Annotated in this window: 25 protein-coding genes and 1 pseudogene; 11 read left to right on the plus strand and 15 right to left on the minus strand. The window is 66.7% G+C overall.

Translation table 11 applies throughout. The features are described 5' to 3' along the window. Position 1: 1 nt before the first annotated feature. The 6 genes from BM365_RS03055 to BM365_RS03080 all read right to left on the minus strand — a co-directional run bounded on the left by BM365_RS03055 (position 2) and on the right by BM365_RS03080 (position 5,939). Positions 2-1,321 (minus strand): acetylglutamate kinase, encoded by a 1,320-nt coding sequence (locus BM365_RS03055; RefSeq protein WP_093489427.1) that lies wholly within the window; start codon positions 1,319-1,321, stop codon positions 2-4. An 81-nt stretch (positions 1,322-1,402) separates the two neighbouring features. After that, positions 1,403-2,491, minus strand: a complete 1,089-nt coding sequence (locus BM365_RS03060) for an acetylornithine deacetylase (RefSeq protein ID WP_093486491.1) — start codon at positions 2,489-2,491, stop codon at positions 1,403-1,405. Then, complete coding sequence (locus tag BM365_RS03065; RefSeq protein WP_093486493.1) at positions 2,488-2,928, minus strand: GNAT family N-acetyltransferase; 441 nt, start codon at positions 2,926-2,928, stop codon at positions 2,488-2,490. Before BM365_RS03065 ends, BM365_RS03060 begins: the two co-directional genes overlap by 4 nt. A gap of 14 nt (positions 2,929-2,942) precedes the next feature. After that, on the minus strand, positions 2,943-4,148 hold the full coding sequence (locus BM365_RS03070) for an argininosuccinate synthase (protein WP_093486495.1): 1,206 nt from the start codon (positions 4,146-4,148) through the stop codon (positions 2,943-2,945). A gap of 84 nt (positions 4,149-4,232) precedes the next feature. Further along, positions 4,233-5,234, minus strand: coding sequence for an N-acetylornithine carbamoyltransferase (locus BM365_RS03075; protein WP_093486497.1), 1,002 nt, complete (start codon positions 5,232-5,234; stop codon positions 4,233-4,235). 261 nt (positions 5,235-5,495) lie between these two features. After that, a complete protein-coding gene (locus BM365_RS03080; protein WP_093486499.1) occupies positions 5,496-5,939 on the minus strand; it encodes a hypothetical protein in 444 nt (147 codons plus the stop codon). A 197-nt stretch (positions 5,940-6,136) separates the two neighbouring features. Between BM365_RS03080 and cysS the strand changes: the two genes are divergently transcribed. The 3 genes from cysS to BM365_RS03095 are packed head-to-tail and all read left to right on the plus strand — an operon-like array spanning position 6,137 to position 9,250. Further along, positions 6,137-7,528 carry a cysteine--tRNA ligase gene (cysS, locus tag BM365_RS03085; protein ID WP_093486501.1) on the plus strand — a complete coding sequence of 464 codons (1,392 nt, stop codon included), beginning with the start codon at positions 6,137-6,139 and terminating at the stop codon, positions 7,526-7,528. A 46-nt stretch (positions 7,529-7,574) separates the two neighbouring features. After that, positions 7,575-8,012, plus strand: a complete 438-nt coding sequence (locus BM365_RS03090) for a SufE family protein (protein ID WP_093486503.1) — start codon at positions 7,575-7,577, stop codon at positions 8,010-8,012. Beyond that, positions 8,009-9,250 (plus strand): MFS transporter, encoded by a 1,242-nt coding sequence (locus BM365_RS03095; protein WP_093486505.1) that lies wholly within the window; start codon positions 8,009-8,011, stop codon positions 9,248-9,250. Before BM365_RS03090 ends, BM365_RS03095 begins: the two co-directional genes overlap by 4 nt. 72 nt (positions 9,251-9,322) lie before the next feature. On the opposite strand, the gene dksA is transcribed toward BM365_RS03095, so the two are convergent. Then, positions 9,323-10,429: an RNA polymerase-binding protein DksA gene (gene dksA, locus BM365_RS03100; RefSeq protein ID WP_093489429.1), complete on the minus strand. Its 1,107-nt coding sequence runs from the start codon at positions 10,427-10,429 to the stop codon at positions 9,323-9,325. 96 nt (positions 10,430-10,525) lie between these two features. Here dksA and yidD point away from each other — a divergent pair, with 96 nt between their 5' ends. From yidD to BM365_RS03115, 3 genes and pseudogenes are all read left to right on the plus strand, one after another. Then, positions 10,526-10,789, plus strand: a complete 264-nt coding sequence (yidD, locus tag BM365_RS03105) for a membrane protein insertion efficiency factor YidD (protein WP_093297360.1) — start codon at positions 10,526-10,528, stop codon at positions 10,787-10,789. Further along, entirely contained in the window at positions 10,789-12,135 is a 1,347-nt protein-coding gene (locus tag BM365_RS03110; RefSeq protein WP_093486507.1) for a dihydroorotase, read from the plus strand. Before yidD ends, BM365_RS03110 begins: the two co-directional genes overlap by 1 nt. 98 nt (positions 12,136-12,233) lie before the next feature. Beyond that, positions 12,234-12,995: pseudogene (locus BM365_RS03115) on the plus strand (M23 family metallopeptidase); the annotation flags it as partial. Positions 12,996-13,335: 340 nt separating this feature from the next. On the opposite strand, the gene folE2 reads toward BM365_RS03115, so the two are convergent. The 7 genes from folE2 to efp form a co-directional block, all read right to left on the minus strand. After that, positions 13,336-14,268: a GTP cyclohydrolase FolE2 gene (gene folE2 / locus BM365_RS03120; protein ID WP_093486511.1), complete on the minus strand. Its 933-nt coding sequence runs from the start codon at positions 14,266-14,268 to the stop codon at positions 13,336-13,338. A gap of 111 nt (positions 14,269-14,379) precedes the next feature. Continuing rightward, entirely contained in the window at positions 14,380-15,087 is a 708-nt protein-coding gene (locus tag BM365_RS18295) for an isoprenoid biosynthesis enzyme family protein (RefSeq protein WP_343124170.1), read from the minus strand. 154 nt (positions 15,088-15,241) lie between these two features. Continuing rightward, positions 15,242-15,925, minus strand: a complete 684-nt coding sequence (locus BM365_RS03130; protein WP_093486513.1) for a phosphoglycolate phosphatase — start codon at positions 15,923-15,925, stop codon at positions 15,242-15,244. Further along, positions 15,922-16,641: a bifunctional 2-polyprenyl-6-hydroxyphenol methylase/3-demethylubiquinol 3-O-methyltransferase UbiG gene (gene ubiG / locus BM365_RS03135; protein WP_093486515.1), complete on the minus strand. Its 720-nt coding sequence runs from the start codon at positions 16,639-16,641 to the stop codon at positions 15,922-15,924. Before ubiG ends, BM365_RS03130 begins: the two co-directional genes overlap by 4 nt. 46 nt (positions 16,642-16,687) lie before the next feature. Further along, complete coding sequence (locus tag BM365_RS03140; protein ID WP_093486517.1) at positions 16,688-18,028, minus strand: TRZ/ATZ family hydrolase; 1,341 nt, start codon at positions 18,026-18,028, stop codon at positions 16,688-16,690. An 11-nt stretch (positions 18,029-18,039) separates the two neighbouring features. Continuing rightward, a complete protein-coding gene (locus BM365_RS03145) occupies positions 18,040-18,249 on the minus strand; it encodes a hypothetical protein (RefSeq protein ID WP_093486519.1) in 210 nt (69 codons plus the stop codon). Continuing rightward, complete coding sequence (efp, locus tag BM365_RS03150) at positions 18,249-18,815, minus strand: elongation factor P (RefSeq protein WP_093486521.1); 567 nt, start codon at positions 18,813-18,815, stop codon at positions 18,249-18,251. The genes BM365_RS03145 and efp overlap by 1 nt, the downstream gene beginning before the upstream one ends. Positions 18,816-18,916: 101 nt before the next feature. On the opposite strand from efp, the gene epmB reads away from it, so the two are divergent. Together epmB and BM365_RS03160 are read left to right on the plus strand one after the other, a co-directional pair. Further along, complete coding sequence (epmB, locus tag BM365_RS03155; protein ID WP_093486523.1) at positions 18,917-19,936, plus strand: EF-P beta-lysylation protein EpmB; 1,020 nt, start codon at positions 18,917-18,919, stop codon at positions 19,934-19,936. Between the two features lie 99 nt (positions 19,937-20,035). Further along, positions 20,036-22,111 carry an EAL domain-containing response regulator gene (locus BM365_RS03160; protein WP_093486525.1) on the plus strand — a complete coding sequence of 692 codons (2,076 nt, stop codon included), beginning with the start codon at positions 20,036-20,038 and terminating at the stop codon, positions 22,109-22,111. Between the two features lie 78 nt (positions 22,112-22,189). Here BM365_RS03160 and htpX read toward each other — a convergent pair whose 3' ends face one another. Next, positions 22,190-23,071: a protease HtpX gene (htpX, locus tag BM365_RS03165; RefSeq protein ID WP_093486527.1), complete on the minus strand. Its 882-nt coding sequence runs from the start codon at positions 23,069-23,071 to the stop codon at positions 22,190-22,192. Positions 23,072-23,186: 115 nt separating this feature from the next. On the opposite strand from htpX, the gene gluQRS reads away from it, so the two are divergent. The 3 genes from gluQRS (at position 23,187) to phaR (ending at position 25,575) form a co-directional block, all read left to right on the plus strand. Then, positions 23,187-24,107 carry a tRNA glutamyl-Q(34) synthetase GluQRS gene (gene gluQRS / locus BM365_RS03170; protein ID WP_093486530.1) on the plus strand — a complete coding sequence of 307 codons (921 nt, stop codon included), beginning with the start codon at positions 23,187-23,189 and terminating at the stop codon, positions 24,105-24,107. Between the two features lie 45 nt (positions 24,108-24,152). Then, positions 24,153-24,893, plus strand: a complete 741-nt coding sequence (locus BM365_RS03175; protein ID WP_093486532.1) for a beta-ketoacyl-ACP reductase — start codon at positions 24,153-24,155, stop codon at positions 24,891-24,893. Positions 24,894-25,068: 175 nt separating this feature from the next. Beyond that, entirely contained in the window at positions 25,069-25,575 is a 507-nt protein-coding gene (gene phaR, locus BM365_RS03180) for a polyhydroxyalkanoate synthesis repressor PhaR (protein WP_093486534.1), read from the plus strand. Positions 25,576-25,636: the final 61 nt, after the last annotated feature.

Consider the following 25,636-nt stretch of genomic DNA (forward strand, 5'->3'; position numbering starts at 1 on the left):
CTCAGTCCTTCAAGGTCGGCAGACGCGTACGGCAATGCGCCACGCAGCGCTCGATGTCGGCGAAGCCGTCGATGCCGTACCAGAACACCTTCCACTTCTCCTGCTTGTAGCAACCGTCGGACTCGGCGTAGTAGAAGATGTTGACCTGATTGTTGTGGCGGGAGCGCCAGAACAGCTGCGGATTCTCCTCGCGCATCACGTGCCACACGGCACGGCCCAAGCCTTCGCCCTGCGCATCGTCGAGCACGGCGAACTTGTCGAGATAGGCAAAGCCTTCCTCGCGGGTGAGGATCAGCGCGGTACGGTAGTTCTCGCTGATGTAGACGCGGTACGGCGTGGTGCGCTCGAAGTAGTCGGGCAGCAGCGTGCGGCCGAAACTGGATTCGATCAGCGTCTTCAACCGCGGCAGATTCACGCCTTCCCAGCCGCCCTCGAAACGCAGCACGCGCTCGCCCTTGCGCACCAGTGTGCCGGAGCCGCGATGGGTGAAGAGTTCCTTGGCCAGCTCCGCCGGCTTGGTGATGGAGACCGACGAAGTCAGCGGCAGCCGGTCCAGCAGATCCTTGATCTGCTCGATCTTCACCCGCATCCCCCCGTTGATCCAGGGCTGCGCCATCAGCTCGTCGTACTCGGTCGACAAGTTGATCGAATCGATCACGCGGCCTTCTGCATCCAGCAAGCCGCCAGTACCGGTCAGGAAGATGATCTTGTACGGCTGCAGCACCTGCACCAACTCGTTGGCAGCGAAGTCGGCGTTGATGTTGAGTATCTGTCCACCGACGGTTTCGCCCATGCTGGCGATGACCGGGATGGAGCCGGCCTTCAGGCTCGCCTCGATCGGCGCCTGATTGATGCGGGTGACGTCGCCGACCAGGCCGTACGTGGCCTGGTCCTTGTACTCGGCTTCGAATACACCCGACACGATGGACGTCGCGCGCGCACCGACCTGCTGCAAGGCCTCGACCAGCGCGAGGTTCTGCTGCAGGAACACCTTGCGCACGATCGCCAGCACTTCGGGCGTGGTGACGCGCAGGCCGTTGACGGTCTGCTTGGTGATGCCGGCCGCCGTCATTTCCTCATCCAGCTGCGGCCCCGCGCCGTGCACGACGATGGGCGTCAGGCCGACTTCCTGCAGGAAGGTCAGCGAGGACGTCAGCGACTCCAGGTCGTCGCGCAACACGGCGCCGCCCACCTTCACGACGGCGAAACGCTTGGCGTCCAACTGCGAGAAGCGCTTGACGTACTGCGAAATCTCCTTCGCGCTGGCCATGCTGGACAGCAGGCGGATGATGGTCTGGCGGGTTTGCTTGTTCGATTCCATGTCTTCTTGCTTTTCGTAGGGTGGGCCCTGGCCCACCACATCATCGGTTCCGCATGGCGGGCCGGGGCCCGCCCTACGACGCTACTGGAGGATCCTCGCCACGCTGTCGGCGTATTGCTGCAACTGCTCCAGCGATACCCACTCGTCGGCGGTATGGGCTTGGGCGATGTCGCCCGGGCCGTAGACGAAGGCGGTCAGGCCGGCGGCGGAAAATAGCGACGCCTCCGTCCAGAAGTCCACGGCATTGCCGATCGGCAAGCCGAGTTCGTCGGCGAGGTCGCGTGCGGCCAGGCGGCGCTCCTCCGCGCGCGCGACATCGCCGGACGGCAGCGACGGGCCACGGAAGGTTTCTTCGTAGTCGGCCAAGGCATCGGGATTGGCGAAACTACGGAACGTCGCGTGCAGGTCGGCGGGGTCCTGCGAAGGCAGCGGACGGAAGCCGAAGCGCACCTCGGCGCTGGGCGCAATCATGTTGGCCTTGATGCCACCCTCCACCCGACCGATGTTGAAGCGCAAGCCGGTCAGCCCGCCGAAGCGCAGATGATGCTGGGCCTGCACGAAATCCAGCGCCGACGTGCCCCAGCGCATCGCGTTGTGCAGGGCGCTCAACGACAGCGCGTTCTCGGCGGAGGCGTGCCCGGCCTGCCCCGTGAACGCCATCCGGACGGCACTGATGCCGCGGTGTGCAAGCACCGCCTGGCACTGCGTCGGCTCGGCGATGATCGCTTCGCCGAAGCCATGATCGCGGGCGAGGAACGCGGCGATGCAGCGTGCGTCGTTCGCCTCTTCGTCCGTCGTGAACAGGAACGCCGCATCGCCCTGTGTCACCTGTGCGGCGGCCACGAGTGCCGCCGCCGCACCCTTGATGTCGCAGGCCCCCAGGCCGATCGCGCGATCGCCTTCGACGCGCAGCACGTGCGGGTCGGCGCTCCACGCCGGCGAGGACGGCACCGTGTCCAGGTGCACGTTGAACACGCGCTTGGGCTGCCCGCGCACCGCGAACAGCGTGACCGCGCCGGCGCCATGGTCGATGACCTCGACCTGGAAATCCGGCAACTGCGCGCGCAGGTAGTCGAAGATGCCGCCGGTACTGATGTCGCGGGGCGGGTTGCGGGTGTCGAACGACACCAGCGCTTCGAGGTGCTTGAGCGTGGCTTCGAGCAGCGTCATGCGGTTTTCGTCTCGGTATAGGGGTTGGAACGCAGCACTTCCATCAGCGTCTGCGGGTTGGTCGGCGTAGCGAAGCCGTACTGCGCGTACAACCCATGCGCATCGGACGTCGCCAGCATGAACCGGCGCAGCCCCTGCAATTGCGGATGCATCATGACCGCGGCGACCAGCTGCTTGCTGTAGCCGTGGCCGCGATAGTCTGGCAGCACGAACACGTCGGCCAGGTAGGCGAACGTCGCGAAGTCGGATACGACCCGCGCGAACGCCACCTGCCCCACGCCAGCGACATGGCCGCCGAAGCACAGCGAACCCTCGACTGCACGCGCCACCGTGTCCTCCGGAATGCCCAGGCTCCAATACGCCTGGGTCGAAAGGAAACGATGGATCAACGGGAGATCCAGTTCCGCCTTGTCCGTGCTGATGCGCATGCCGCTCATCCAGGGGTTTCCGCTCAGCGATTGATCTCGGCCCACAGGGTCGAGCTCATGCCGAACAGCTTGATGAAGCCCTCGGCTTCCTCGACGCCCCAGTCCGCCGACTGCGCGTACGTCGCGCCCTTGGCGTTGAGGATGTGCGGTGACTTCACCGCGACAGCATCGACGCGGCCGCCGCGGGTCTCCAGCACCACGTCGCCATTGACCGTGGCCTGCGAAGACTGCAGGAACGCCTCCAGATCGGCCTTGAGCGGATCGTGGTAGAAGCCTTCGTACACCAGCTCCACCCACTTGCGCGCGATCTCGGGCTTGAAACGGTTCTGCTGCTTGGTCAGCACGGCCTCTTCCAGCGCGCGGTGCGCCGCCAGCAGCGACACCAGGCCCGGCGCTTCGAACACGATGCGGCCCTTCAGGCCGATCACGGTGTCGCCGGTGTAGACGCCGCGGCCCACACCGTAAGGCGCGAACAACGCATTCAACTTCGCCAGCAGCGCAGCGCCGGCGACCGGCTGGCCGTCCAGGCTGACCGCTTCGCCGTTCTTGAAGCCGACCGTGACGCGCAACGGTTCCACCGGCCATTCGGCGCGCGGTGCGCACCAGCCACGCGCGCCTTCGCCGGGGGCGGACCAGGTGTCGATCTCACCACCGGACATGGTCAGGCCGAGCAGGTTCTCGTTGATGGTGTAGCTCTTCTGCTTGGCACGCACGCCGAAGCCGCGCTCTTCGAGATACGCCTGTTCGTAGGCGCGGGTCTGGGTGTGCTCCTTCTGGATCTCGCGGATCGGCGCGACGATGCGGTAGTCGCCGCTGGCCTTGACCGCGAGGTCGAAGCGCACCTGGTCGTTACCCATGCCGGTGCAGCCGTGCGCAATCGCGTTCGTGCCCAGCTCGGCCGCCCGCTTCAGCGCGGCGTCGACGATCAGGTAGCGGTCGGACACAAGCAACGGGTACTGGCCCTGGTAGCCCTCGCCGGCCCACACGAACGGCCGGACGAAGCCGTCCCAGATCGCCGGGCCGCCATCGACGGTGACGTGGCTGGCCACGCCCAGGTCGGCGGCGCGCTGTTCGATGTAGGCGCGTTCTTCGGCATCCACGCCGCCGGTGTCGGCGAACACGGTGTGGACGTTCCAGCCGCGCTCCTTCAGGTAGGGCACGCAGAAGCTGGTGTCGAGGCCGCCGGAGAAGGCGAGGACGATGTCTTTGGATTCGTGGGGGGTGGTCATCTTGAGTCTCGTAGGGCGGGCCTTGGTCCGCCGGATCTGGTTTGTGGTGTCTTGCCGGTCAGGAGCGGCGGGCCAAGGCCCGCCCTACTTGATCAGCGCGGCCATGATGGCCTTCTGCACGTGCAGGCGGTTCTCGGCTTCGTCGATGGCGATGCACTGCGGCGAATCCATCACGCCGTCGGTGGCCTTCACGTTGCGGCGCAGCGGCAGGCAGTGGCTGAAGACGCCGTTGTTGGTCAGCGCCATCTTCCGCTCGTCGACGATGAAGTGCTTGTACTGGTCGCGGATGGGTTTCTCGGGCTCCCAGTTGCCGAAGAACGGCAGCGCGCCCCAGCTCTTGGCGTACACCACGTCGGCGCCGGCATAGGCGCTGTTGATGTCGTGGCTGACCTGTAGCGAACCGCCGCTTTCGGCCACGTTCTGCTCGGCCCAGCCCATGTAGCGTTCATCGAGCACGTAGTCGGGCGTGGGGCACAGCAGGGTCACGTCCATGCCCATGCGGGTGGCGATGGTCAGCGCCGAGTTGGCGACCGCGGTGTTGAGCGGCTTGGGGTGGTACGTCCAGGTGAGCACGTACTTCTTGCCACGCAGGTCGGACGTGCCGAAGTGCTCCTGCAGCGCCAGCGCATGCGCGAGTTCCTGGCAGGGATGGGTGATCGTCTCCATGTTGATCACCGGCACCGGCGAATACTTCGCGAACGACTTCAGGACGATGTCCTCGCGGTCGTAGGCCCAGTCGACGAATTTCGGGAAGGCACGCACGCCGATCAGATCCACGTAGCGGCCCAGCACCTTCGCCACCTCGGCGATGTGCTCCTCGGTGTCGCCGTCCATCACCGTGCCCAGGTTGAACTCGATCGGCCACGCGTCCTTGCCCGGCTGCAGCACCACGGCGTGGCCACCCAGCTGGAAAGCACCCAGTTCGAAGCTGGTGCGGGTACGCATGGACGGGTTGAAGAACACCAACGCGATCGATTTGCCCTTGAGCGCATCGCCCAGCTTGTGCTGCTTGTAGAGGGCAGCCTGCGTCAGCAGGGCGTCCAGCTCGGTGCGGCTCCAGTCCTGCGTGTTCAAGAAGTGCTTCATTACGGCATCCTGGTTTCGGGAATGTGGCAAAACGGGCTTCAGAAACGAAAAAACCCAGCCTCTGGCTGGGTTCCGGTGAACAAGCGACGACGTCCGGGGTACCCAGCTAGATGCAGGATTCCGGTCGACGGGCACGCGACGTCATGCTCGAGGCCTGGCGGGCCGCGCTGTCAGCATGGGCGTGTGCGTTCATCTTCATGGGCGCGAATGCTCGCATGTGCTGCGGCGCAGCGCAAGGCTACCTTGGGCGCATGCCACGCGTCAGGGTGTGCTGGCGGCGGGCAGCGTGGGCACGACGTAAGGCACCACCGAAACCCGGATGCGCAGGCGGTTGCCCGGATCCTCGGCGAGGCGGGAGCGGTACTTCACGCCTTTGTAGATGTAATCCACGTCATAGGCGATGGGACGCTGGAACTCGCGTTCCACCGGCACCGCACGGCAATTGGTCCGCACGGTCCCCGTCGGCGGGGCCACCGGAGGCGCCGTTTCTTCCTCACCCCCGAACCAGCCTTTCACGGAACTGACCACCTTCGACCAGCGACTTTCGTCCGCGTGTGCGGCGGGTTCGGGCTTGGCCGCAGGCACCTCCTCGCAGCGCTGCTCGGTACGGGTGGCCCGCAGGGTCTGGTACACCGGCTCCACGCTGAGCACCTGGGCATAGTCCAGCCGCACGTTCTCCGTCGGGATCACCCGCTCCTGCGCCATCACGGGGGCACAAGCGAGTAGGCAGGACAGAAGAAGGGCGGCGCGGAAGCGGTGCATGTGGCCTGTAAGTGGTATCCCGGTGTCACAGTGTAGACATCGCGCCTTGAGTGGGGCTGAACATCGGCCCCACGGACGCTGTCGAGTGCCCGTCCTCGGCGCAGGCGGTAGAATCGTCGCGTACCCCCTGCCCCACGCCCATGACCCTGCGCCTGCACAACAATCTGACGCGCCGGGTCGAGCCGTTCGCGCCGCTCGATCCTGCCTGCCCCACGATGTACGTCTGCGGGCCCACCGTCTACAACTACGTCCATATCGGCAATGCACGCGGCCCGGTGGTCTTCGGCGTGCTGGCGGCCTTGCTTCGCCGACGGTTCGGCCAGCTGCGTTATGCGCGCAACATCACCGACGTGGACGACAAGATCAATGCCGCGGCCAAGGAACTCGGCGTGGCGATCTCGGTGATCACCGACCGTTATGCCGCCGCCTACCGCGAGGACATGGCCGGACTGGGCGTGACGGGCGAGTTCTCCCCGGACATCGAGCCGGAGGCGACCGCCCATATCCCGCACATCATCGCGATGATCGAGCAGTTGATCGCGGGTGGACATGCGTACGCCGCTGAGGGCCACGTGCTGTTCGCGGTGGCCAGCTTCGCCGAGTACGGCAAGCTTTCGGGTCGTGATCCAGAGGAAATGCTGGCCGGCGCCCGGGTGGAAGTAGCGCCCTACAAGCGCGACCCGGGCGACTTCGTGTTGTGGAAACCGTCCACACCGGACCTGCCGGGCTGGAAATCTCCTTGGGGCGTTGGCCGCCCGGGCTGGCACATCGAATGCTCAGCGATGGCCGCCGCCCACCTGGGCGAAACCATCGACATCCATGCCGGTGGCGTGGACCTGCAGTTCCCGCACCATGAGAACGAAGTGGCGCAGAGCGAATGCGCGCACAAGCACGCCGACGGCTCGCACAAGACGTTCGCGCGGTTCTGGCTGCACAACGGCATGCTGAACTTCGGCGGCGCCAAGATGAGCAAGTCGCTGGGTAACATCGAGAAGGTCCACGACCTGCTGCAGCAGCATCCGCCGGAAGCGCTGCGCTACGCCCTGCTCTCCGCCCACTACCGGCAGCCGCTGGACTGGTCCGAGGCGCTGGTGGAGCAATCGAAGAACACCCTGGACCGCCTCTACGGCACGTTGCGCGACCTCGGCGATGTCACTGTCGATGCCGACACCCCGCAGACCATCGAGGACGCGCTGGATGACGACCTCAACACCCCGCTCGCGCTGGCGGAAGTCGCCCGCATCGCCGCCGACGCCCGCAAGGCGACGACGGCAGGCGATCGGCAACGCCTGAAGGCAGAGCTGGTAGGCGCAGGGCGCGTGCTGGGGCTGCTGCAGCAGGATCCTGCCGAATGGTTCGGTCGCGGCACGTCCGGCGACGACGATGCGCGCATCCAGGCGCTGATCGACGAACGCGCGGCCGCGAAGCAGTCACGCGACTTCGCGCGTTCCGACGCGATCCGCGATCAGCTCGCTGCAGAAGGCATCCTGCTGGAAGACACGCCGCAGGGCGTACGCTGGAAGCGGGCCTGATCCATACCCATCAGGAAGCCGGCGACGCCGCGCTTCCGGAACTCCCATGACCGACACCATCTTCCCGCTCGAACCGACCGCCGCCGACGCACAGGCGGCGATCAAGGACGAATTCGCCTTCTTCGGCGACTGGTCCGAACGCTACCAGTACCTGATCGACCTGGGCCGCAAGCTGCCGCCGTTCCCGGACGATTGGAAGCGCGAGGAGCATCGCCTGCTCGGCTGCCAGTCGATGGTCTGGATCGTGCCCGAGGGTGATGCGGCGAAGCTGGATTTCCATGCCATCAGCGACTCGGCGATCGTCTCGGGCCTGATCTTCCTGGCTCTGCGCGTCTATTCGGGGCGTTCGGCCGCCGAGATCCTGGAGACCACGCCGGACTACATCGCCGATATCGGACTGGCCAAGCATCTCTCGCCCACCCGCAGCAACGGCCTTGCGTCGCTGCTGGCCTTCATCCGCGAGACGGCCGCCAACACGAAGTGAGCGACAGCCGGACGCCCTCCGCCTTCTCGCTGCTGCGCAATCGCGGCTATGCGGCGGTACTCGCGTATCGCATCTGCGCGCTGCTGTCGTACCAGATCGTCGCGGTCACCGTCGGCTGGCATATCTACGAACTGACTCACGATCCATTTTCGCTGGGCTTGATCGGATTGGCCGAAGTCCTGCCGTTCTTCTGCGTGGCGCCGTTCGCGGGCTACCTGGTTGATCATCTGCCTCGTCGCCACGTCGGCATGGCCGCATGCGGGGCCTTGGCCCTGACGGCGTTGACGCTGGTGGCGTTCACAAGCGGCTGGCTACTGATCCGAGGTACCTGGCCCATCTATGCGGCCATTGCCCTGACCGGCGTTGCGCGTTCGTTCCTGAGCCCGGTCTACAACGCCTTGTTCGCGCGTGTCCTGGATCGCACGGATTTTGTGCGCGGCGCCAGTCTTGGCAGTGTTGCGTTTCAGACGGCACTGGTGGTTGGCCCGTTTATAGGTGGCGCATTGATCAAACTGGGTGGCGTGCAATTGCCTTTCGGGATTGCGACGGTGCTGGCGGGTCTGGCGGGACTGGTCCTGATGCGCCTGCGGGTGAAGGAGCTGGGTCCACCGAAGGTCAGCCTACCCATCTTCCGAAGCATTGCCGAGGGTGCCCGCTTCGTGTGGAGCAACCAGATCATGCTAGGCGCCATGGCGCTCGACATGTTTTCGGTACTGTTGGGCGGTGTGGTGGCGATGCTGCCTGCCTTCATCCTGGATGTCCTCCATCACGACGCCGGTGGCTTTGGCATCCTGCGAGGAGCCCCCGCGCTAGGCACAATCTGCGTCGGCCTCTGGCTGGCGCGCCATCCGCTGCAGAAGCATGCGGGCCGCGTGCTGCTGTTTGCGGTGCTGGGCTTCGGCCTGAGCGTGATCGCATTCGGCCTGTCGCGCAGCTTCTGGCTATCCGCAGCGATCCTGCTGTTCTACGGCATGTGCGACGGGGTGTCGGTGGTTGTGCGCTCGACGATCCTGCAGCTGTCCACGCCGGATGAAATGCGCGGGCGCGTCTCGTCGATCAACGGCATCTTCGTCAGCTCGTCGAACGAACTCGGCGCGTTCTACGCCGGCACGATGGCCAAACTGCTCGGGCTGGTGCCTGCGGTGATCATCGGCGGCTTCGCCATCCTGTCGGTGGCCGGCATCACCGCTTGGAAAGCGCCTCGCCTGCGGCGCTTGGACCTCCGGGACCTCCAGTAACTTGGATATCAGCGCTGGAGAAAAGAAAAACCCCGCCGAGGCGGGGTTTTTCGTGCGCGGAGAACGCCGGACTCAGTCACCCTGCTGCTTCTGCAGGTGCTCCCAACGCTCCTGGGCGTCGATGGTGCGTTCGGCGGTCAGACGGGCTTCGAGGCGATCGAGGCCGATCTCTTCGCCGGTGTCGACGCAGTAGCCGTAATCGCCACCCTCCAAGCGCTTCAGCGTACTGTCGATCTTGCCGATCAGCTTGCGGTAGCGGTCGCGGGTGCGCAGCTCCAGCGAGTTCTCCGTCTCGCGGGTCGCGCGCTCGGCTTCATCGCCGATGTCGCGGACTTCATCCTTGAGGTTCTCGATGGTCTGCTTGGATTCCTCGACCAGGTCGGCACGCCACTGGAGCAGGCGCTGGCGGAAGTACTCGAGCTGCAACGCGCTCATGTACTCCTCTTCGGGCGAGGGCTTGTAGCCGGTCGGCACGATCGGACGACCGGTGGCTTCGTCGGTCTTGTAGGGCACTTCTTTCACCTTGCCGCGCACGACCGGCGCGGCAGGCTTGGCGGCCACGGCCACCGCGACCTTGCCCACGGGGCGAGGGGTGACGGCGGGACGCGTGCTCACGGGAGCTGCGGCGGGAGTCGGGGCTTTGGCGGGTTTGCTATTGGATTTCGGGACTGGCACAGGCTTCGGGGGGGACGGAACCTTGGCGGCGGGGGCCGGAGCCGCGGCAGCTGCCTTGGGGGCAGGCGTCGGGGCGGGGGACTTGGTCGCAGCCGCGGTGGGGGCGGACTTTGCCGGAGCCGGCTTGGCGGCAGGCTTCGGTGCGGGCTTGGCAGGAGCGGGTTTCGTGGCCTTGGCCGGTGCCTTCACCGGCGCCGCCTTGGCGACAGGCTTGGCGGCCGGCACGGGCTTCTTGGCGACGACGGGCTTGGCGGCCGCTTTCTTGACCGGCGCAGCCTTCTTCGCCACCGGCTTGGCAGCCGGCTTCTTCACCGGTGCCGCCTTCTTGGCGACAGGCTTGGCGACGGGCTTCTTGGCGACAGGCTTGGGAGCCGCTTTCTTCGCCGCCGGCTTGGGAGCCGGTTTCTTGGCGACAGCCTTCTTCACGACAGGCTTCTTGGCGACGGTCTGAGCGGGTTTCTTGGCGGCCTTGGCGGCCTTCTTCGCAGGTTTCTTTGCAGCCACGAACAGCGCTTCCTTGTTCTTCCCGAGCATCGGGAAAGCGCGCTTTTATAGCCTACCCGGGAGGCAGCGGCAACCCGACGCGTTATCATCGGGTCCATGCTCTCCCGCCTGCTCATCCTGTTGCTGAAGGGATACAAGCGCTTCATCAGCCCGCTGCTGGGGCCCCGCTGCCGCTTCGTGCCCTCCTGCTCGGAGTACGCCATGGAAGCCATCGGCCGCTTCGGTCCGCTGAAGGGCGGCTGGCTGGCGATCCGTCGGATCGGCCGCTGCCATCCGTTGCACCCGGGCGGCCACGATCCTGTACCGTCGTCGTGCGGCCATGCGCACGCCCCCTCCCCCCGCCCTTCCAGGAACCCCTGATGCCCGCCACCGTCATCGTCAACGCCCGCCTGGTCAACGAAGGCCGCGTCACCGAGGGTGACCTGCGGATCGAGAACGGCCGCATCGCCCGCATCGCCGCCGAGATCCGCCCCCAGGGCGAGGACACCGTGATCGACGCCGCAGGCCGCCTGCTGCTGCCGGGGATGATCGACGACCAGGTGCATTTCCGCGAACCGGGCATGCCGCACAAGGGCGACATGGCCACCGAGTCCGCCGCCGCGGTCGCGGGCGGCCTCACCACCTTCATGGACATGCCCAACACCAGCCCGCCGACGCTGGACGCCGCCGCGCTGGAGGACAAGTACCAGCGCGCCAAGGGCCGGGCCTGGGGCAACTACGGCTTCTACATGGGCGCCAGCAACGACAACCTGGAGGCGATCCGCACGCTCGACCCGAAGACCGCGCCGGGCATCAAGGTATTCATGGGCGCGTCCACCGGCAACATGCTGGTCGACAACCCCGACACCCTGGACGCGATCTTCCGCGAAGCGCCCACGCCGATCATCACGCACTGCGAAGACACGCCGATGATCGACGCCAACCTGGCGGCGTTCCAGGCCAAGTACGGCGATGCGCTCAGTGCAGAACACCACCCGGACATCCGCAGCCGCGAGGCCTGCATCAAATCCACGCGACTGGCGATGTCGCTGGCGCGCAAGCACGGTACCCGCCTGCACGTGCTGCATATCTCCACCGCCGATGAGCTGGCATTGTTCACGCCGGGCCCGCTGGTGCACCCGGACGGTGCGCGCAAGCGCATCACCGCGGAAACCTGCATCCACTTCCTGCGCTTCGACCGCGCGGATTACGCGGCGCTGGGCAACTTGATCAAGTGCAATCCCGCCATCAAGGACGCCAGCGACCGCGAAGCGCTGATCAAGGCGCTGGTGGAGGATGTGATCGACGTGCTCGCCACCGATCACGCCCCGCACACGCTGGAAGAAAAGGAAAAGCCCTACGTGCAGGCGCCCTCCGGTCTGCCGCTGGTGCAGTACGCGCTGGTGGCCGCCCTGGAGCTGGTCCACGAGAAGCGCATGGACGTCACCCGCGTGGTGCAGAAGTTCGCGCACGCACCCGCGCAGCTGTTCGACGTGAAGGAACGCGGCTACCTGCGCGAAGGCTACTTCGCTGATCTCGTGTTGATCGACGACGAACCTTTCACTGTGAAGCGCGAGGACGTGCTGTCCAAGGTTGGCTGGTCGCCGTTCGAAGGCCGCACGTTCCGCTCGCGGATCGGCGCCACCTGGGTCAATGGCCGCATGGTCTGGAACGGCGAACATCTGGTCGGCACGCCCAACGGCCAGCGCCTGGAGTTCGCGCGTTGAAGTGGGCGGTCGCGGCGTTGCTGGCCGCGATCTGCATGGGCGGTATGCCGCGCGCGGCGGCTCAGGACGTCGCTGCGCCACCCGTGGCAGATATGCGCGTCGTCTTCCCCGCGACTGTTTCGCAAGGCGCCTTGGTCTTCGGCAAGGTGCCGCCAGGCAGCACGGTGCACTACGCAGGACGCACGCTGCGTGTCAGCGGCTACGGCACCGTAGTATTCGGTGTCGGCCGCGACGAGCAGGGCACGATACGGGTGGGCGTGATCCTCCCCGGCCCTCCCAGCCATGATGTGGCGGAAATCGTTGCCGACATTACCGTCACCCCGCGCGACTGGCCGGTCGAACACGTCAACGGCGTGCCGCCGAAGACGGTGAACCCGCCCCCCGAGATCGCCGCACGCATCGAACGCGAACAGGCCCTGGTCACCGCCGCACGCCTCCGCGACGACGAGCGCACCGATTTCGCCCAGCCCTTCCAGTGGCCTGTACAGGGCCGCATCAGCGGCCGCTTCGGCAATGCCCGCGTCTATAACGGTCAGCCGGGCGCCGGTCATTCAGGCATGGACATCGCCGCTCCCACCGGCACGCCGGTGAAGGCGCCCGCCGGTGGCGTGGCGACGTTTGCCGCACCGGACTTGTATCTGACGGGCGGCACGGTGCTGCTCGATCACGGTTACGGGATCAGCTCGAACTTCCTGCACCTGTCGCGCATCGACGTGAAGGTGGGGGATCGCATCGAACCCGGCCAGGTCATCGGCGCGGTCGGCGCCACCGGACGCGCCACGGGGCCGCATCTGCACTGGGGGATGAATTGGTTCGACGTGCGCATCGACCCGCTGCTTGTGCTCGAACGCGGGAAGTAGAAACCCGTTGTTCGCCCCACGGGCGCGCTGCGGCGCGTTGATGGCCCATGACGCTTCTGATTCTGGTGGGCGCGGTTCGACGTGCGCATCGACCCGCTTCTTGTGCTCGAACGCGGGAAGTAGAAACCCGTTGTTCGCCCCACGGGCGCGCTGCGGCGCGTTGATGGCCCATGACGCTTCTGATTCTGGTGGGCGCGATTCGACGTGCGCGTGGACCCGCTGCTGGTGCTGGAGCGCGGGAAGTGACCCACCCTGCCGTTGTGCGAGCGACGTAAGTCGCGAAGCTTTGCTTTGTGAGCGATCGCGACTTACGTCGCTCCCACATCCGGCAACCGAGGCCTCAGTCGTTGCTGCCGCTGACCCGGGCGACCGCATCGTGCGGGTGCAGGCTTTCGTAGTGCGCGACGGTGGCGTCGTAGCGGGCGATGCGCGCATCGCCGGCCAGCACCGACGCCACGCGACGGGCAGCGTCTTCGCAGAACATCAGGTTTTCGGCGTTGAGACGGGCGAACGCCTGTTCGTCCACGCGCTTGACGGCCGTCTGCACGGGCGTGGCCAGCGCGGCTTCGAGCGCATCGACCAGGGCCACCAACGGGAGTTCATCGAACTGCGGACGCAACTCGACGCGCACGCTGGCGCGACTGCGCTGCGCATGCGGCGTGGCGGCCAGCCCGCGCTCGGAGGCGAGCCAGTCATGCACCACGTTGACCGACAGCGGATGCGCCGCGGCGAAGTCCTCGGTGAACCGCTCGGCATTGGCTTGGCGGGACAGCGCAGCCGACGCCGGGCAGGTGCTGGAGTACTCGACGGAGAACGCCAGTGCCAGGATCAGGTGGCCGTCGGCGAGCGTGGCCTCGATTTCGACCGGGTAACGCTTCCAGCCGGCGTAGTCGCTCTCCAGCGCCTTCCGCTGCAGCAGCGCTTCGTAGCGGATGCGCAGGCGCGCCTGCGTGGCCAGGCCGGCCTGGGAATCGACACTGGTCTGCAGCAGATGGCGCAGACCGGCCGGGGTGATGGCTTCACGCGCCAGGCCATCCTGCAGTTCCAGGTAAAGCCGGGACATGTGGATGCCACGCGCGTCGGCATTGGCCAGGTTCACCGAAAGATCGATGCTCGCCGCTACCTGCAGCTGACCGCCCTGCCCGTCCGGAATGCGGACCGGCAGCGCGATGTTCTCCATGCCCACCCAGTCCAGCGGACGCGCCAGCGGCACGCGCTGGTGGGCGACGTCGGGAAGGTCGGCGCGGGGCGCCACGGGGAGCGAGGAAGTCATCGTCGTACACGGGGGAGTGATGGCGCGCATTGTACCCCCTGCCCCGAATCACCAGATGAAACAGTCCGTTACGACGCCTTTCGCAGGCTATCGCGACGATAGGCAGCGTGTTCAGCCGCCACGCGCGGCGCGCCAGCCGGTGAACAACAGCGACGCCTGCGACGGCAGCGGCGCAGGTTCGCCCCTGCGTGCGAAACGGAGAAGCCGCCCATGCACATAGGAGGACAGCAGGCGACGCTCGCGCGCGCCGTCGCGCGGGGGCCAGGCTTCGAGCAGCGCGGTGGCCCAGGCCCGGAGCTTGCCCACTTCATCCGCGCCTTGCCGCAGGTTCACCGGTACGGCCGCGCCGCCGACCTCCATCAAGCGGGCAGCCAGCATCTCCGCGACGATGGCCTGCGAGGCGGGCATGCGCCCCAGCACCCCGTTTTCCACGGCAGCGACCGCTTCGCCGTAGCACGACAACGAGGCGAAGCATGCGTCGCGATCCGGCGCTACCGCGCGCGCTTCTGCCAGCGTGGGCAACGCATCGGCAAGCCGCGCCCAGTCGGCGCGCACCGGTTCGAGGCGACGGCCGAGCGGATGACGCGAGCGTTGCGCGGCCCAACCGCGCAGTTCCTCGCCCCACCAGGCCAGCTTGGCATCCGCCGGCAGCGGATCGCCGGCGATGTTCAGTACGTCTTCGAATTCCTGCAGCAGCGCGAACCATGCCACCACGATGTCGCGCCGCGCAGGCGCAACGAATACTTCGGCGACCGACCATTCCGGCCATCGGGCGCGCCATTTTTCCAGGAAGCTGTCGAGGGCGGCGGAGTCGGACATGCCATCAAACCTTGTAGGAGTAGTACCGGCATGCCGGCACTGGTAAGTCGCGACCGTGATGCTGGCGCGCACGGGCGACTGGACGCAATACGTTCTCTATTCGCGGCTGAAACAATTGAACACTGAAACCGTGCGGTCGCGACTTACGTCGCTCCTACAACGGCCGGATCGAGGGCCAGGCCGACGGTGCGATGAGGGCCGCGGGCAACTCGACCATGACATCCGCCTGCCATTGCGCAGGCTCCTCATGCGCCTGCCGGTATCCCCACAGCGCCGCAATGGACGGCATGCCGGCGGCACGCGCCGACTGGATGTCGCGCTCGTCATCCCCCACGTACACGCAGTCGGCGATGGCGATGCCGATGCGTTCGGCTGCGACCTGCAGCGGCAACGGGTGCGGCTTCTTCTCGGCCAGCGTGTCGCCGCCGATCAGTACGGCGCACCGGGTCTCCCACCCCAGCTGCGGCAGGATGTCGCGCGCGAGGTACTCAGGCTTGTTGGTGACGATGCCCCAGGTGCTGCCCGCGGCTTCCAGCGCCGTCAGCATCTCGGCGATGCCATCGAACAGCACGCTGTGCCGGCCGAGTTCTTCCTGGTAGATCGCCAGGAACTCGGGAACCAACGCCTCGCGGGGGCCCTGCTCCATCTCCGGGAATGCCGCGGTGAGCATCGCGCGCGCGCCCTTGGACACGTGCGGGCGCAGCACGTCGAGTGTCATCGGTCCTGCGCCGCGCGCGGCCAGCATGCGGTTGGCCGTCGCCAGCATGTCCGGCGCGCTGTCGAGCAGGGTGCCGTCCAGGTCGAACAACGCGGCGCGCGGGAACTCCGCGACGGTCATGCCTTCACCGCGCTGGCGAGGTAGTTCACGTCGGTGCGCGACGACAGCCGTGCGCGGTGGCGCCACGGTTCGTAAGCCAGTCCGGTCACGTCCTCGACCTGGAAGCCCGCCTCGCGCAGCCAGCCGGCCAGCTCGGAAGGACGGATGAACTCCTGGTAGTGGTGCGTACCCTTGGGCAGCAGGCGCGCGATGTACTCCGCGCCGACGATCGCCAACGCGAACGCCGCAGGCGTGCGGTTGAGCGTGGACAGGAACAACCGTCCACCCGGCCTCAACAGCGTGTGGCAGGCACGGATGATCGAAGCCGGATCGGGCACGTGCTCCAGCATCTCCATGCACGTCACCACGTCGAAGCTGCCGGGACGCTCCTCGGCCAGCGATTCAACCGAACGCAGTTGGTAGTCCACCTGCACGCCGGATTCCAGCTTGTGCAAGCGCCCCACTTTCACCAGTTCCGGCGCCAGGTCGATCGCAGTGACCTGCGCACCCTCGCGCGCCAGCGCTTCGCTCAGCAGGCCGCCGCCACAGCCGACGTCCAGGGCGGCCGCACCGGCAAGACGCACCCGCTCGCGCACGTACTGCACGCGGACCGGGTTGAGCGCATGCAGCGCCTTCTGGGGACCGTCCGGGTCCCACCAGCGGTTGGCCAGCGCGCCGAACTTGTCGAGTTCGGCCTGGCTGAAGTTATCGTCGCGGGGCGCAGTCGAGGTCGTCATGGCGCCATTGTAAGACGACGCCGGCCATGACGCCGTCACACATCGCTCAGGAAAGACGGATCCCGGCGATCCGCTCGCGCCATTGGCGCGCATTCGCGATGACGCCGTCGATGTCGATATCGACCAGCGTGCGCTGCAGCAGCTTCGGCCGGCCCGCGATCCAGACGTCGCTGACCTGCTGGCGGCCCGTCGCGTAGATCAGTTGGGACACCACATGGTGCAGCGGCTGGGTCTCCAGCGCAGACAGGTCGACGCAGACCAGGTCGGCCTCCTTGCCCGGCTCGATGGAGCCGACACGATCATCGAACCCGATCGCCTTAGCGCCACCCAGCGTGGCCGCGCGCAGCGCGCTGAACGCATCCAGCGCGGCCGCATCCTGGGCCACCGCCTTGGCCAGCAGCGCAGCGGTGCGCGTTTCGCTGAACATGTCCAGGTCGTTGTTGCTGGCGCAGCCATCGGTGCCGACTGCCAGGTTCACGCCCGCCCGCTCCAGCGCGCACGCCGGGCAGAAGCCCGAGGCGAGCTTGAGGTTGGATTCCGGGCAATGCACCACGCTGACGCCGCGTTCGGCACAGAGATGGATCTCGGCGTCCGTCAGCTGGGTCATGTGGATGGCGATCAGGCGGTCGTTGACCAAGCCCAGCCGGTCCAGGCGCGCGATCGGGCGTTGGCCGTGCTTCTCGATCGACTGTTCCACTTCCTGCGCCGTCTCATGCAGGTGCAGGTGTACCGGCACGTCGAGCTGGTCGGACAGCATGCGGACGCGTTCGAAGTTGGCGTCGTTGACCGTGTACGGCGCATGCGGGGCGAACGCGGTCGCGATCAGCGCATCGTCGCGCCACTGGTCGTGGACCTCGCCGGCCTTTTCGAAGTATTCATCGTCCGATGTCGCCCACGCGGTCGGGAAATCGATCACCGGCAGGCCCACGCGCGCACGGAACCCGTATCGCTTGTAGGTGGCCGCCTGCACGTCCGGGAAGAAATAGTTCTCGTTGACGCAGGTGGTGCCGCCGCGAAGCATTTCGGCGATGGCCAGGGTGATGCCGTCGGCCACGAAGTCCGGACCGATCACCGCACCCTCGATCGGCCAGATGTGCTCCTGCAGCCAGACCTTCAGCGGCAGGTCGTCGGCGACGCCGCGCAGCAGCGTCATCGGGTTGTGCGTGTGCGCATTCACCAGGCCGGGGATCAGTGCCGCGTCCGGGCGCGACACCGTCTCCCGCGGCGCGAAACGCGTCCGCGCCTCGCGCACCGGCAGGATCGCCACGATGCGGCCGCCGGTGACGGCGACCGCGTGGTCTTCCAGCACGACCCCGTGCGGGACGACCGGCACCACGAAACCGGCTTCGATCAACAGGTCGCAGGCTTCTGGGGTGCGGTCGCTCATGGGGCCTCGGCTCAGAATCCCAGCGTGTAGCTCAGGCCGATGGCGCCGGCGCCGAACAGCAGCCAGCACAGCAGCATCAAGGCCAGGGCACGTCCATAGCCCAGCCGCGGCACGCTGGGGAACAGCCGCGGCAGGGTTGCGTTCCAGCACAGCATCACGCCCAGTCCGGCGATCAATACGCCGACGGCCCAGACGCCGAGGTAGAGCGCGAGCTGTTCCATCACTTCACGCGGCTGACGTATTCGCCGGTGCGGGTGTCGACCTTGATGATCTCTTCCTGGCCGACGAACAGCGGCACGCGCACGACGGCGCCGGTTTCCAGCGTGGCCGGCTTGCCGCCTGTACCGGCGGTATCGCCCTTCACGCCCGGGTCGGTCTCGGTGATCTGCAGCTCGACGAAGTTCGGCGGGGTCACCTGGATCGGGTTGCCGTTCCACAGGGTCACCACGCAGTCTTCCTCGCCCTTCAGCCACTTCTCGGCGCCCGCCATGCCGGCCTTGTCGGCCTGCACCTGCTCGAAGGTCTCCTGCTGCATGAAGTGCCAGTACTCGCCGTCGGAATACAGGTACTGCATGTCGGTATCCACCACGTCCGCCGCCTCGACCGAGTCGGTGCTCTTCATGGTGATTTCCTGCACGCGACCGCTCTTGATCAGGCGGTATTTCACGCGGGTGAACGCCTGGCCCTTGCCCGGCTTCACGTACTCGGTATCGCTGATGATCGCCGGCTCGTTGTTGATCAGGATCTTCATCCCGTTCTTGACATCGTTCATGCCGTAACTGGCCATGGATAAACTCCTTGGGTAAGACAAACCCGCCGCGGGACACGGCCGGCCGGATAGAATGGGGAGCCCGCCGGACCCGGCGGGCGCTTGTTTTCAGACCCGACATGATAACCGCAGCCCCCGACCCCCGACAGCCTGCCGCGCTGCAGCCCGCCCGCTGGCAGCAGGCCATGCGGGATGCCGTGCGCGACCCGCGCGAGCTGCTGGACCTGCTCGGACTCGCGTCCCTGGTCCCACGTCTGTCGGATGAAGCCGCGGCGCAGTTCCCGTTGCGCGTGCCGCGAGGCTTCGTGGCCCGCATGCGCCATGGCGACCCGCATGACCCCCTGCTGCGCCAGGTGCTGCCGCTCGACGACGAGATGAAGCCGACCCCCGGCTACGGCCTGGATGCCGTGGGCGACGCTGCGGCCCGCACCGGCACCGGCGTCCTCCAGAAATACCGCGGCCGGGCCCTGCTGGTGGCCACCGGCAGTTGCGCGATCAACTGCCGCTACTGCTTCCGCCGCCACTTCCCGTATGCCGAGGAAACCGCCGCGCGTGAAGGCTGGCGCGAGGCGGTGGACCTGATCCGGGGTGACGCGTCCGTCGAGGAAGTCCTGCTGTCCGGGGGCGATCCGCTGTCGCTGTCCAACGGCAAGCTGGCCGAACTGACGAATGCGCTGGCCGACATCCCGCACCTGCGCCGCCTGCGCATCCATAGCCGCCTGCCCATCGTGCTGCCCGAGCGCGTCGACGACGGCCTGCTGGCTTGGCTCGCGGCCCTGCCCTGGCCGGTCGTCCTGGTGGTGCATGCCAACCATGCCAACGAATTCGACCCTGCCGTGGACGCCGCGCTCGGCCGCCTGCGCGCCGCCGGCGTACAGTTGCTCAATCAAGCCGTGCTGCTCAAGGGCGTGAACGACAGCGTGGACGCCTTGGCGGCACTGAGTGAGCGCGGGTTCGCGGCGGGCGTGCTGCCGTATTACCTCCACCAGCTCGACCGCGTCGCCGGCGTCGCCCATTTCGAAGTGGATGACGAACAAGCGTGCTCACTGCATGCCACGCTTGCTTCGCGACTGTCCGGCTACCTGGTGCCGCGCCTGGTGCGCGAGGTCCCCGGCGACACCGGCAAGCGGCCGCTGTAAGCACGGAAACCTGCGACGGCGCGCCGCATCTGCGACGCCCGCATTGGACGCTCCGCGCCCCTTCGTGTATTAAACCCGCACCCCTGGCGGACCCGCTGCATGCAGATCGGCAAAGACACCACCCTTCGATTGACCCTCGTGGACGACAGCGCCGAGGACGCCGAGGCGATCGTCTCCGCGCTGCGCAATGGCGGTATCGCCGTCCGCCCGCTCCGTCCGGTGGACCCGGCAGAACTAGCGCAGATGGTCGCCTCGCAACCGATGGACCTGCTGCTGGCCTCGCGGTCGGCCAAGGGCATCCCGCTCGCCACTGTGCTGTCCCAGGTGGATGCCAGCGGCAAGGACATCCCGGTGATCGTGCTGGCCGACGGCCTGAGCGAAGCCGACCTGCTGGCCGACCAGGCCGCCGGCGCCCGCGCCAGTGCGCTGCGCGGCCGCTTCGATCATGTCCTCACCGTGCTGCGCCGCGAATGGGGCGACCTGGATGCTCGTCGTTCCCAGCGCCGACTGGAAGGCCAGCTGCGCGAAACCGAGCGTCGCTGCGATGCGCTGATCTCGTCTTCGCGCGACCCGATCGCCTACATCCACGAAGGCATGCATATCCGGGCGAACGACGCCTACCTGGAGATGTTCGGCTTCGAATCCTTCGAGGACGTCGAAGGCCTGTCGCTGCTCGACCTGGTGGGTCCGCAATACGTCAACGACTTCAAGGCCCTGCTGAAGAAGCTGAGCAAGGGCGAACCGCCGCCGCCGCGCTTCGAGCTGGAAGCCCGCAGCATCGACGGCGACAGCTTTCCAGCCACCCTGGAGTTCGCCACCGCCACTTACGAGGGCGAGCCCTGCGTGCAGGTGGTGTTCCGCCGCCGCGAGGAATTCGATCCGGAACTGGCGCGCGAGGTCGAGGATCTCCGCCAGCGCGACATGGTCACCGGCCTGATGAACCGCGCCACCTTCCTGCGCGAGCTGGAAACCGCGGTGGCCCAGGTCGCCCGTGGCGAGGACCAGTACGCCTTGCTGTTGCTGGAACCGGACCACTACCAGCGCCTGCTGCAGGACATGGGCATCGACTCCGCCGACGCGCTGGCGGCCGCCCTCGCCGCGCGCCTGTCTGAAAAACTCGACGATGCCTGCACCGCCGCCCGCTTCGGCGAACGCACGTTCGCCGTCCTGCTGCGCGGCAACCATGCGCACACGGCAGCGCTGGCCGACAAGCTGCGCGCGGCGTACGCCTCGCATGTGTTCAACGTGGGCGACCGTTCGGCTTCGGTGACGACCAGCATTGGCGGCGTGCAGATCGGCGAGAAGATCGCCAGCGTCGGCCAGGTACTCACGCGCGCCACCGATTGCCTGCAGGCCGCCACCAACCTCGGCGGCAACCGCATCGAGATCTTCGACCCCGGCGCGGTGGACCGTGCCGAGGAAGAACGTGTGCAGAACTGGGTCAAGCGCATCCAGGAAGCGCTGCAGGACGGGAGTTTCCGCCTCTACTTCCAGCCCATGGTCAGCCTGCAGGGTGAACCGGGCGAGGTCTACGAAGCACTTCTCCGGATGGAGACGAACGGCGAAGTAGTGCCGCCGCAATCCTTCATCGGCATCGCCGAAGACAACGGACTGCTGGACGATATCGATCGCTGGGTCGTGAACCGCGCCATCGAGGTCCTGGCCGAACGCAAGCGCGCGGGCCACGATACCCGCATGGTGGTCAAGGTCAGTCCGGCGTCGTTCGCCGACAACCGCCTGCTCGACATGATCGCCCGCCAGCTCGCGGCCCTCGACGTGCCCGGCGATCGCCTGTGGCTGCAGACGCCGGAGGCCAAGGTGTTCACCCATCTGCGCCAGGCGCAAGCCTTCCAGGCCGCCGCCGCGAAACTCGGCTGCCAGGTGGGCCTGGAGCACTTCGGCGCGGGCCTGGATTCGTTCCAGCTGCTTTCGCACTTCCAACCGACCTTCCTCAAGATCGACCGCGTCTTCAGCGAGGACCTGGGCAAGACAGTGGAGCACCAGCAGAAGATCCGCGAGATCGCCGAGCGCGCACAGGCGCTGGGTATCCTCACGGTTGCCGAGCACGTGCAGGACGCCGCCACGATGGCGTTCCTGTTCACCACGGGCGTCGATTACGTGGAGGGCAACTTCCTCGCCACGCCAGGCCCGGTGATGAACTACGACTTCGGCTGAAGCCGTTGCGGCTCCGGGTCGAAGAAAAAAAAACCCGCCGGAAGGCGGGTTTCTCGTTCACGACATCGGGGCAGCGGTTCAGGCGAAGGTGCCCTGCTGCGCACGCAACGCGGCGATGCGCTCTTCCAGCGGCGGATGGCTCAAGAACAGCTTCTTCATGCCCTGGCCGATGCCACCGGCGATGCCGAACGCCTCGACTTGCGCCGGCAAGGTGCTGGGACGCTGCTGCTGCGACAGGCGCTCCAGCGCGGAGATCATCTTCTGGCGGCCCGCCAGCGATGCGCCACCGTGGTCGGCGCGGAACTCGCGGCGGCGCGAGAACCACATGGCGATCATCGTCGCGAACAGGCCGAACACCACTTCCAGCACCATCACGATGATGTAGTAGCCGAAGCCGCGACCGCCGCCTTCGCGGTTACCGGACAGGAAGCTGTCGACGATGCCGCCCACTAGGCGGGCCAGCACGATGACGAAGGTGTTCAGCACGCCCTGCAGCAGCGCCATGGTGACCATGTCGCCGTTGGCGACGTGGCTGACCTCATGGCCCAACACGGCTTCGGCCTCGTCTCGACTCATCGAGCGCAGCAGGCCCGTGGACACGGCCACCAGCGCATTGTTGCGATTGGCGCCAGTGGCGAAGGCATTGATCTCGGGCGCGTCGTAGATCGCGACCTCCGGCATGCCGATGCCGGCCGCCTGCGCCTGGCGTTGCACAGTGGACACCAGCCAGCGTTCGGCATCGTTGCGCGGCTGTTCGATCACCTGCGCGCCGGTGGCACGTTTGGCCATCCACTTCGACGTCAGCAGCGAAATCAACGAGCCACCGAAACCGAACACCGCCGCCATCACCAGCAGGCCCCCCATTTGGTTGGGGTTGACGCCCAGCAGGGACATGACGACACCCGCCAGGACCAGGACAGCGAGATTGGTGGCGAGGAACAGCGCGACACGCGTGAACACGACAGGAGCTCCGGGAGAATATGCGAAGGTATACGGACGCAGAACTGCGGTTGCGGACACGTGAATTCAAGCAACTGCCTGACTACGTGGTTCAGCTTTCCTTTCTTTCCGACGAATGACCGAGACCGATCCCCACCTCACGTATCGCGGACGCTTCGCGCCCTCGCCTACCGGCCGACTGCATTTCGGCTCATTGGTGGCCGCACTGGGCAGCTGGCTGTTGGCGCGCCATCACCGTGGGGAGTGGCTCATTCGCGTGGAAGACCTCGATCCACCACGCGAGGTCCCCGGTGCTGCTCAGGCGCAGCTCGCGACGCTGGCCGCGTTCGGCATGACCTCCGACTTGCCCGTCGTCTGGCAGAACCGGCGCCATGACCGTTACGCCGACGCGCTAGGACAGCTCCTGGCTGAAGGTGCCGCCTTCGAATGCCGTTGCAGCCGCACCGACCTGGCGGCCGTCGGCGGCATCCATCGCGCCTGCGTCGCCCACGACCCGGCGCGCCCGCCCGCCATTCGCATGCGGGTAGCCGACGACAGTCGCGTGGCTTTCGTGGATGGCCTGCAGGGCTTCGTCGAACAGACCGTGGACCGGGAGGTGGGCGATGTCGTCCTGCGGCGCGCGGATGGCTTCTGGGCCTATCAGCTGGCCGTCGTGGTCGACGACGCCGACCAGACCATCACCGACGTGGTGCGCGGCGCGGACCTGCTCGATTCCACGCCCCGGCAGATCCTGCTGCAGCGCGCCCTGGGCTTGCCCACGCCGCGTTACCTGCACCTGCCGCTGATCGTCGATGTGGACGGACAAAAGCTGTCCAAGTCCATGGCTGCGCTACCGATAGACGATGACGCCCCCTTACCCGCGCTGCGGGCGGCGTGGACGGCACTGGGCCAGCCCGCCGGCGCACTAGCCGGTGCTCCGTCGGTCGCGGCGGCACTCGCGTCCGCGCAGCGGCATTTCCAAGCGGATGCGCTGCCGAAAGTGACACATATGACGTTCGCTGCAGCGCACAACAAACCTGTCGCAGGCGCTGTCTAGAATCGAAGGGCCGTCGGCTTGCGACGGTCCAAGGAGATCTCCCATATGACAGCGCGCGTCGCCCTGGTCACCGGCGGCACCGGAGGTATCGGTACCGCCATCTGCAAGAAGCTGGCCGACATGGGCCACAAGGTCGCCACCAATTACCGCAACGAAGAGAAGGCGCGTGCGTGGCAGGCGCAGATGAAGGCCGATGGCTACGACATCGCGCTGGTCAAGGGCGATGTGACGTCGCCCGACGAAGCGCAGGCGATGGTGAAGGAAGTCGAGCAGACGCTCGGCCCGGTCGAAGTGCTGGTCAACAACGCCGGCATCACCCGCGACGGCACCTTCCACAAGATGTCGGCCACGCAGTGGGGCGACGTCATCAACACCAATCTCAACTCGGTGTTCAACGTCACTCGTCCGGTGATCGATGGCATGCGTGACCGCAAGTGGGGCCGCATCATCCAGATCAGCTCGATCAACGGCCTGAAGGGCCAGTATGGGCAGGCCAACTACGCCGCGGCGAAGGCCGGCATGCACGGCTTCACCATTTCGCTGGCACGCGAGAACGCCAAGCTCGGCATCACGGTCAACACCGTCTCGCCCGGCTATGTCGCCACCGACATGGTGATGGCGGTGCCGGAGGAAGTACGCGCCAAGATTGCGGCTGACATTCCCACCGGCCGCCTGGGCAAGCCGGAGGAAATCGCCTACGCCGTGGCCTTCCTGGTGGACGAACAGGCCAGCTGGATCACCGGCTCCAACCTCGATATCAACGGTGGCCACCACATGGGCTGGTAAGCCCATCCGCCGAGCCTAGACCGTTTCCCACGACGCCCCGCTAGGGGCGTCGTCCGTTTCGATGCTGCGCAGCATTTTTCCTTTGCCTGAACAGGGAGTCCCTGCCTTGTGGCCTGTTGCAAGGGCTGTTGCGCTGCGTCATGCTGCCGCCATACGCGTTTAGAGCGAAGACTCAATGGCTGCGATCCGCATCATCAAGAAGTACCCCAACCGTCGTCTGTACGACACCGAGATCTCCAGCTACATCACCATCGAGGACGTGCGCCAGCTGATCGTCGACGGCGAGGATTTCGAAGTCCGCGACGCCAAGACCGGCAACGACCTGACCCGCACCGTGCTGCTGCAGATCATCAGCGAGCAGGAGCAGGATGGCGAGCCCGTCCTGTCCACCCAGTTGCTGAGCCAGATCATCCGTTTCTACGGCGACTCCCTGCAGGGCTTCATGGGCAACTACCTGGAGCGCAGCATGCAGCTGTTCATGGAGCAGCAGCAGCAGTTCCGCAGCCAGATGGGCAACCTGCTGGGCCAGACCCCGTGGACCATGATGAACCAGCTGACCGAGCGCAACCTCGAGCTGTGGCAGGAATTCCAGCGCAACCTTAGCGGCGGCCTGGGCCGCCCGACGACGGTCAAGCCGAAGGAACAACCGCAGCGCGAGACGCCTAAGACGCGCGCACGCTGAGACACCCTGTAGTGAAACCCGGCCCGCGCACCTTGCGCGGGCCTTTTTTTAGTCCGCGACA

Source organism: Pseudoxanthomonas sp. YR558, from assembly GCF_900116385.1.
In the GTDB taxonomy this organism is placed as follows: Bacteria; Pseudomonadota; Gammaproteobacteria; order Xanthomonadales; family Xanthomonadaceae; genus Pseudoxanthomonas_A.

What these genes read in the sequence shown, in the direction of transcription:
- BM365_RS03055 (WP_093489427.1), bottom strand. Translation starts at nt 1,321, where the DNA reads ATGGAATCGAACAAGCAAACCCGCCAGACCATCATCCGCCTGCTGTCC.
- BM365_RS03060 (WP_093486491.1), bottom strand. Translation starts at nt 2,491, where the DNA reads ATGACGCTGCTCGAAGCCACGCTCAAGCACCTCGAAGCGCTGGTGTCG.
- BM365_RS03065 (WP_093486493.1), bottom strand. Translation starts at nt 2,928, where the DNA reads ATGAGCGGCATGCGCATCAGCACGGACAAGGCGGAACTGGATCTCCCG.
- BM365_RS03070 (WP_093486495.1), bottom strand. Translation starts at nt 4,148, where the DNA reads ATGACCACCCCCCACGAATCCAAAGACATCGTCCTCGCCTTCTCCGGC.
- BM365_RS03075 (WP_093486497.1), bottom strand. Translation starts at nt 5,234, where the DNA reads ATGAAGCACTTCTTGAACACGCAGGACTGGAGCCGCACCGAGCTGGAC.
- BM365_RS03080 (WP_093486499.1), bottom strand. Translation starts at nt 5,939, where the DNA reads ATGGCGCAGGAGCGGGTGATCCCGACGGAGAACGTGCGGCTGGACTAT.
- cysS (WP_093486501.1), top strand. Translation starts at nt 6,137, where the DNA reads ATGACCCTGCGCCTGCACAACAATCTGACGCGCCGGGTCGAGCCGTTC.
- BM365_RS03090 (WP_093486503.1), top strand. Translation starts at nt 7,575, where the DNA reads ATGACCGACACCATCTTCCCGCTCGAACCGACCGCCGCCGACGCACAG.
- yidD (WP_093297360.1), top strand. Translation starts at nt 10,526, where the DNA reads ATGCTCTCCCGCCTGCTCATCCTGTTGCTGAAGGGATACAAGCGCTTC.
- BM365_RS03110 (WP_093486507.1), top strand. Translation starts at nt 10,789, where the DNA reads ATGCCCGCCACCGTCATCGTCAACGCCCGCCTGGTCAACGAAGGCCGC.
- folE2 (WP_093486511.1), bottom strand. Translation starts at nt 14,268, where the DNA reads ATGACTTCCTCGCTCCCCGTGGCGCCCCGCGCCGACCTTCCCGACGTC.
- BM365_RS18295 (WP_343124170.1), bottom strand. Translation starts at nt 15,087, where the DNA reads ATGTCCGACTCCGCCGCCCTCGACAGCTTCCTGGAAAAATGGCGCGCC.
- BM365_RS03130 (WP_093486513.1), bottom strand. Translation starts at nt 15,925, where the DNA reads ATGACCGTCGCGGAGTTCCCGCGCGCCGCGTTGTTCGACCTGGACGGC.
- ubiG (WP_093486515.1), bottom strand. Translation starts at nt 16,641, where the DNA reads ATGACGACCTCGACTGCGCCCCGCGACGATAACTTCAGCCAGGCCGAA.
- BM365_RS03140 (WP_093486517.1), bottom strand. Translation starts at nt 18,028, where the DNA reads ATGAGCGACCGCACCCCAGAAGCCTGCGACCTGTTGATCGAAGCCGGT.
- BM365_RS03145 (WP_093486519.1), bottom strand. Translation starts at nt 18,249, where the DNA reads ATGGAACAGCTCGCGCTCTACCTCGGCGTCTGGGCCGTCGGCGTATTG.
- efp (WP_093486521.1), bottom strand. Translation starts at nt 18,815, where the DNA reads ATGGCCAGTTACGGCATGAACGATGTCAAGAACGGGATGAAGATCCTG.
- epmB (WP_093486523.1), top strand. Translation starts at nt 18,917, where the DNA reads ATGATAACCGCAGCCCCCGACCCCCGACAGCCTGCCGCGCTGCAGCCC.
- BM365_RS03160 (WP_093486525.1), top strand. Translation starts at nt 20,036, where the DNA reads ATGCAGATCGGCAAAGACACCACCCTTCGATTGACCCTCGTGGACGAC.
- gluQRS (WP_093486530.1), top strand. Translation starts at nt 23,187, where the DNA reads ATGACCGAGACCGATCCCCACCTCACGTATCGCGGACGCTTCGCGCCC.
- BM365_RS03175 (WP_093486532.1), top strand. Translation starts at nt 24,153, where the DNA reads ATGACAGCGCGCGTCGCCCTGGTCACCGGCGGCACCGGAGGTATCGGT.
- phaR (WP_093486534.1), top strand. Translation starts at nt 25,069, where the DNA reads ATGGCTGCGATCCGCATCATCAAGAAGTACCCCAACCGTCGTCTGTAC.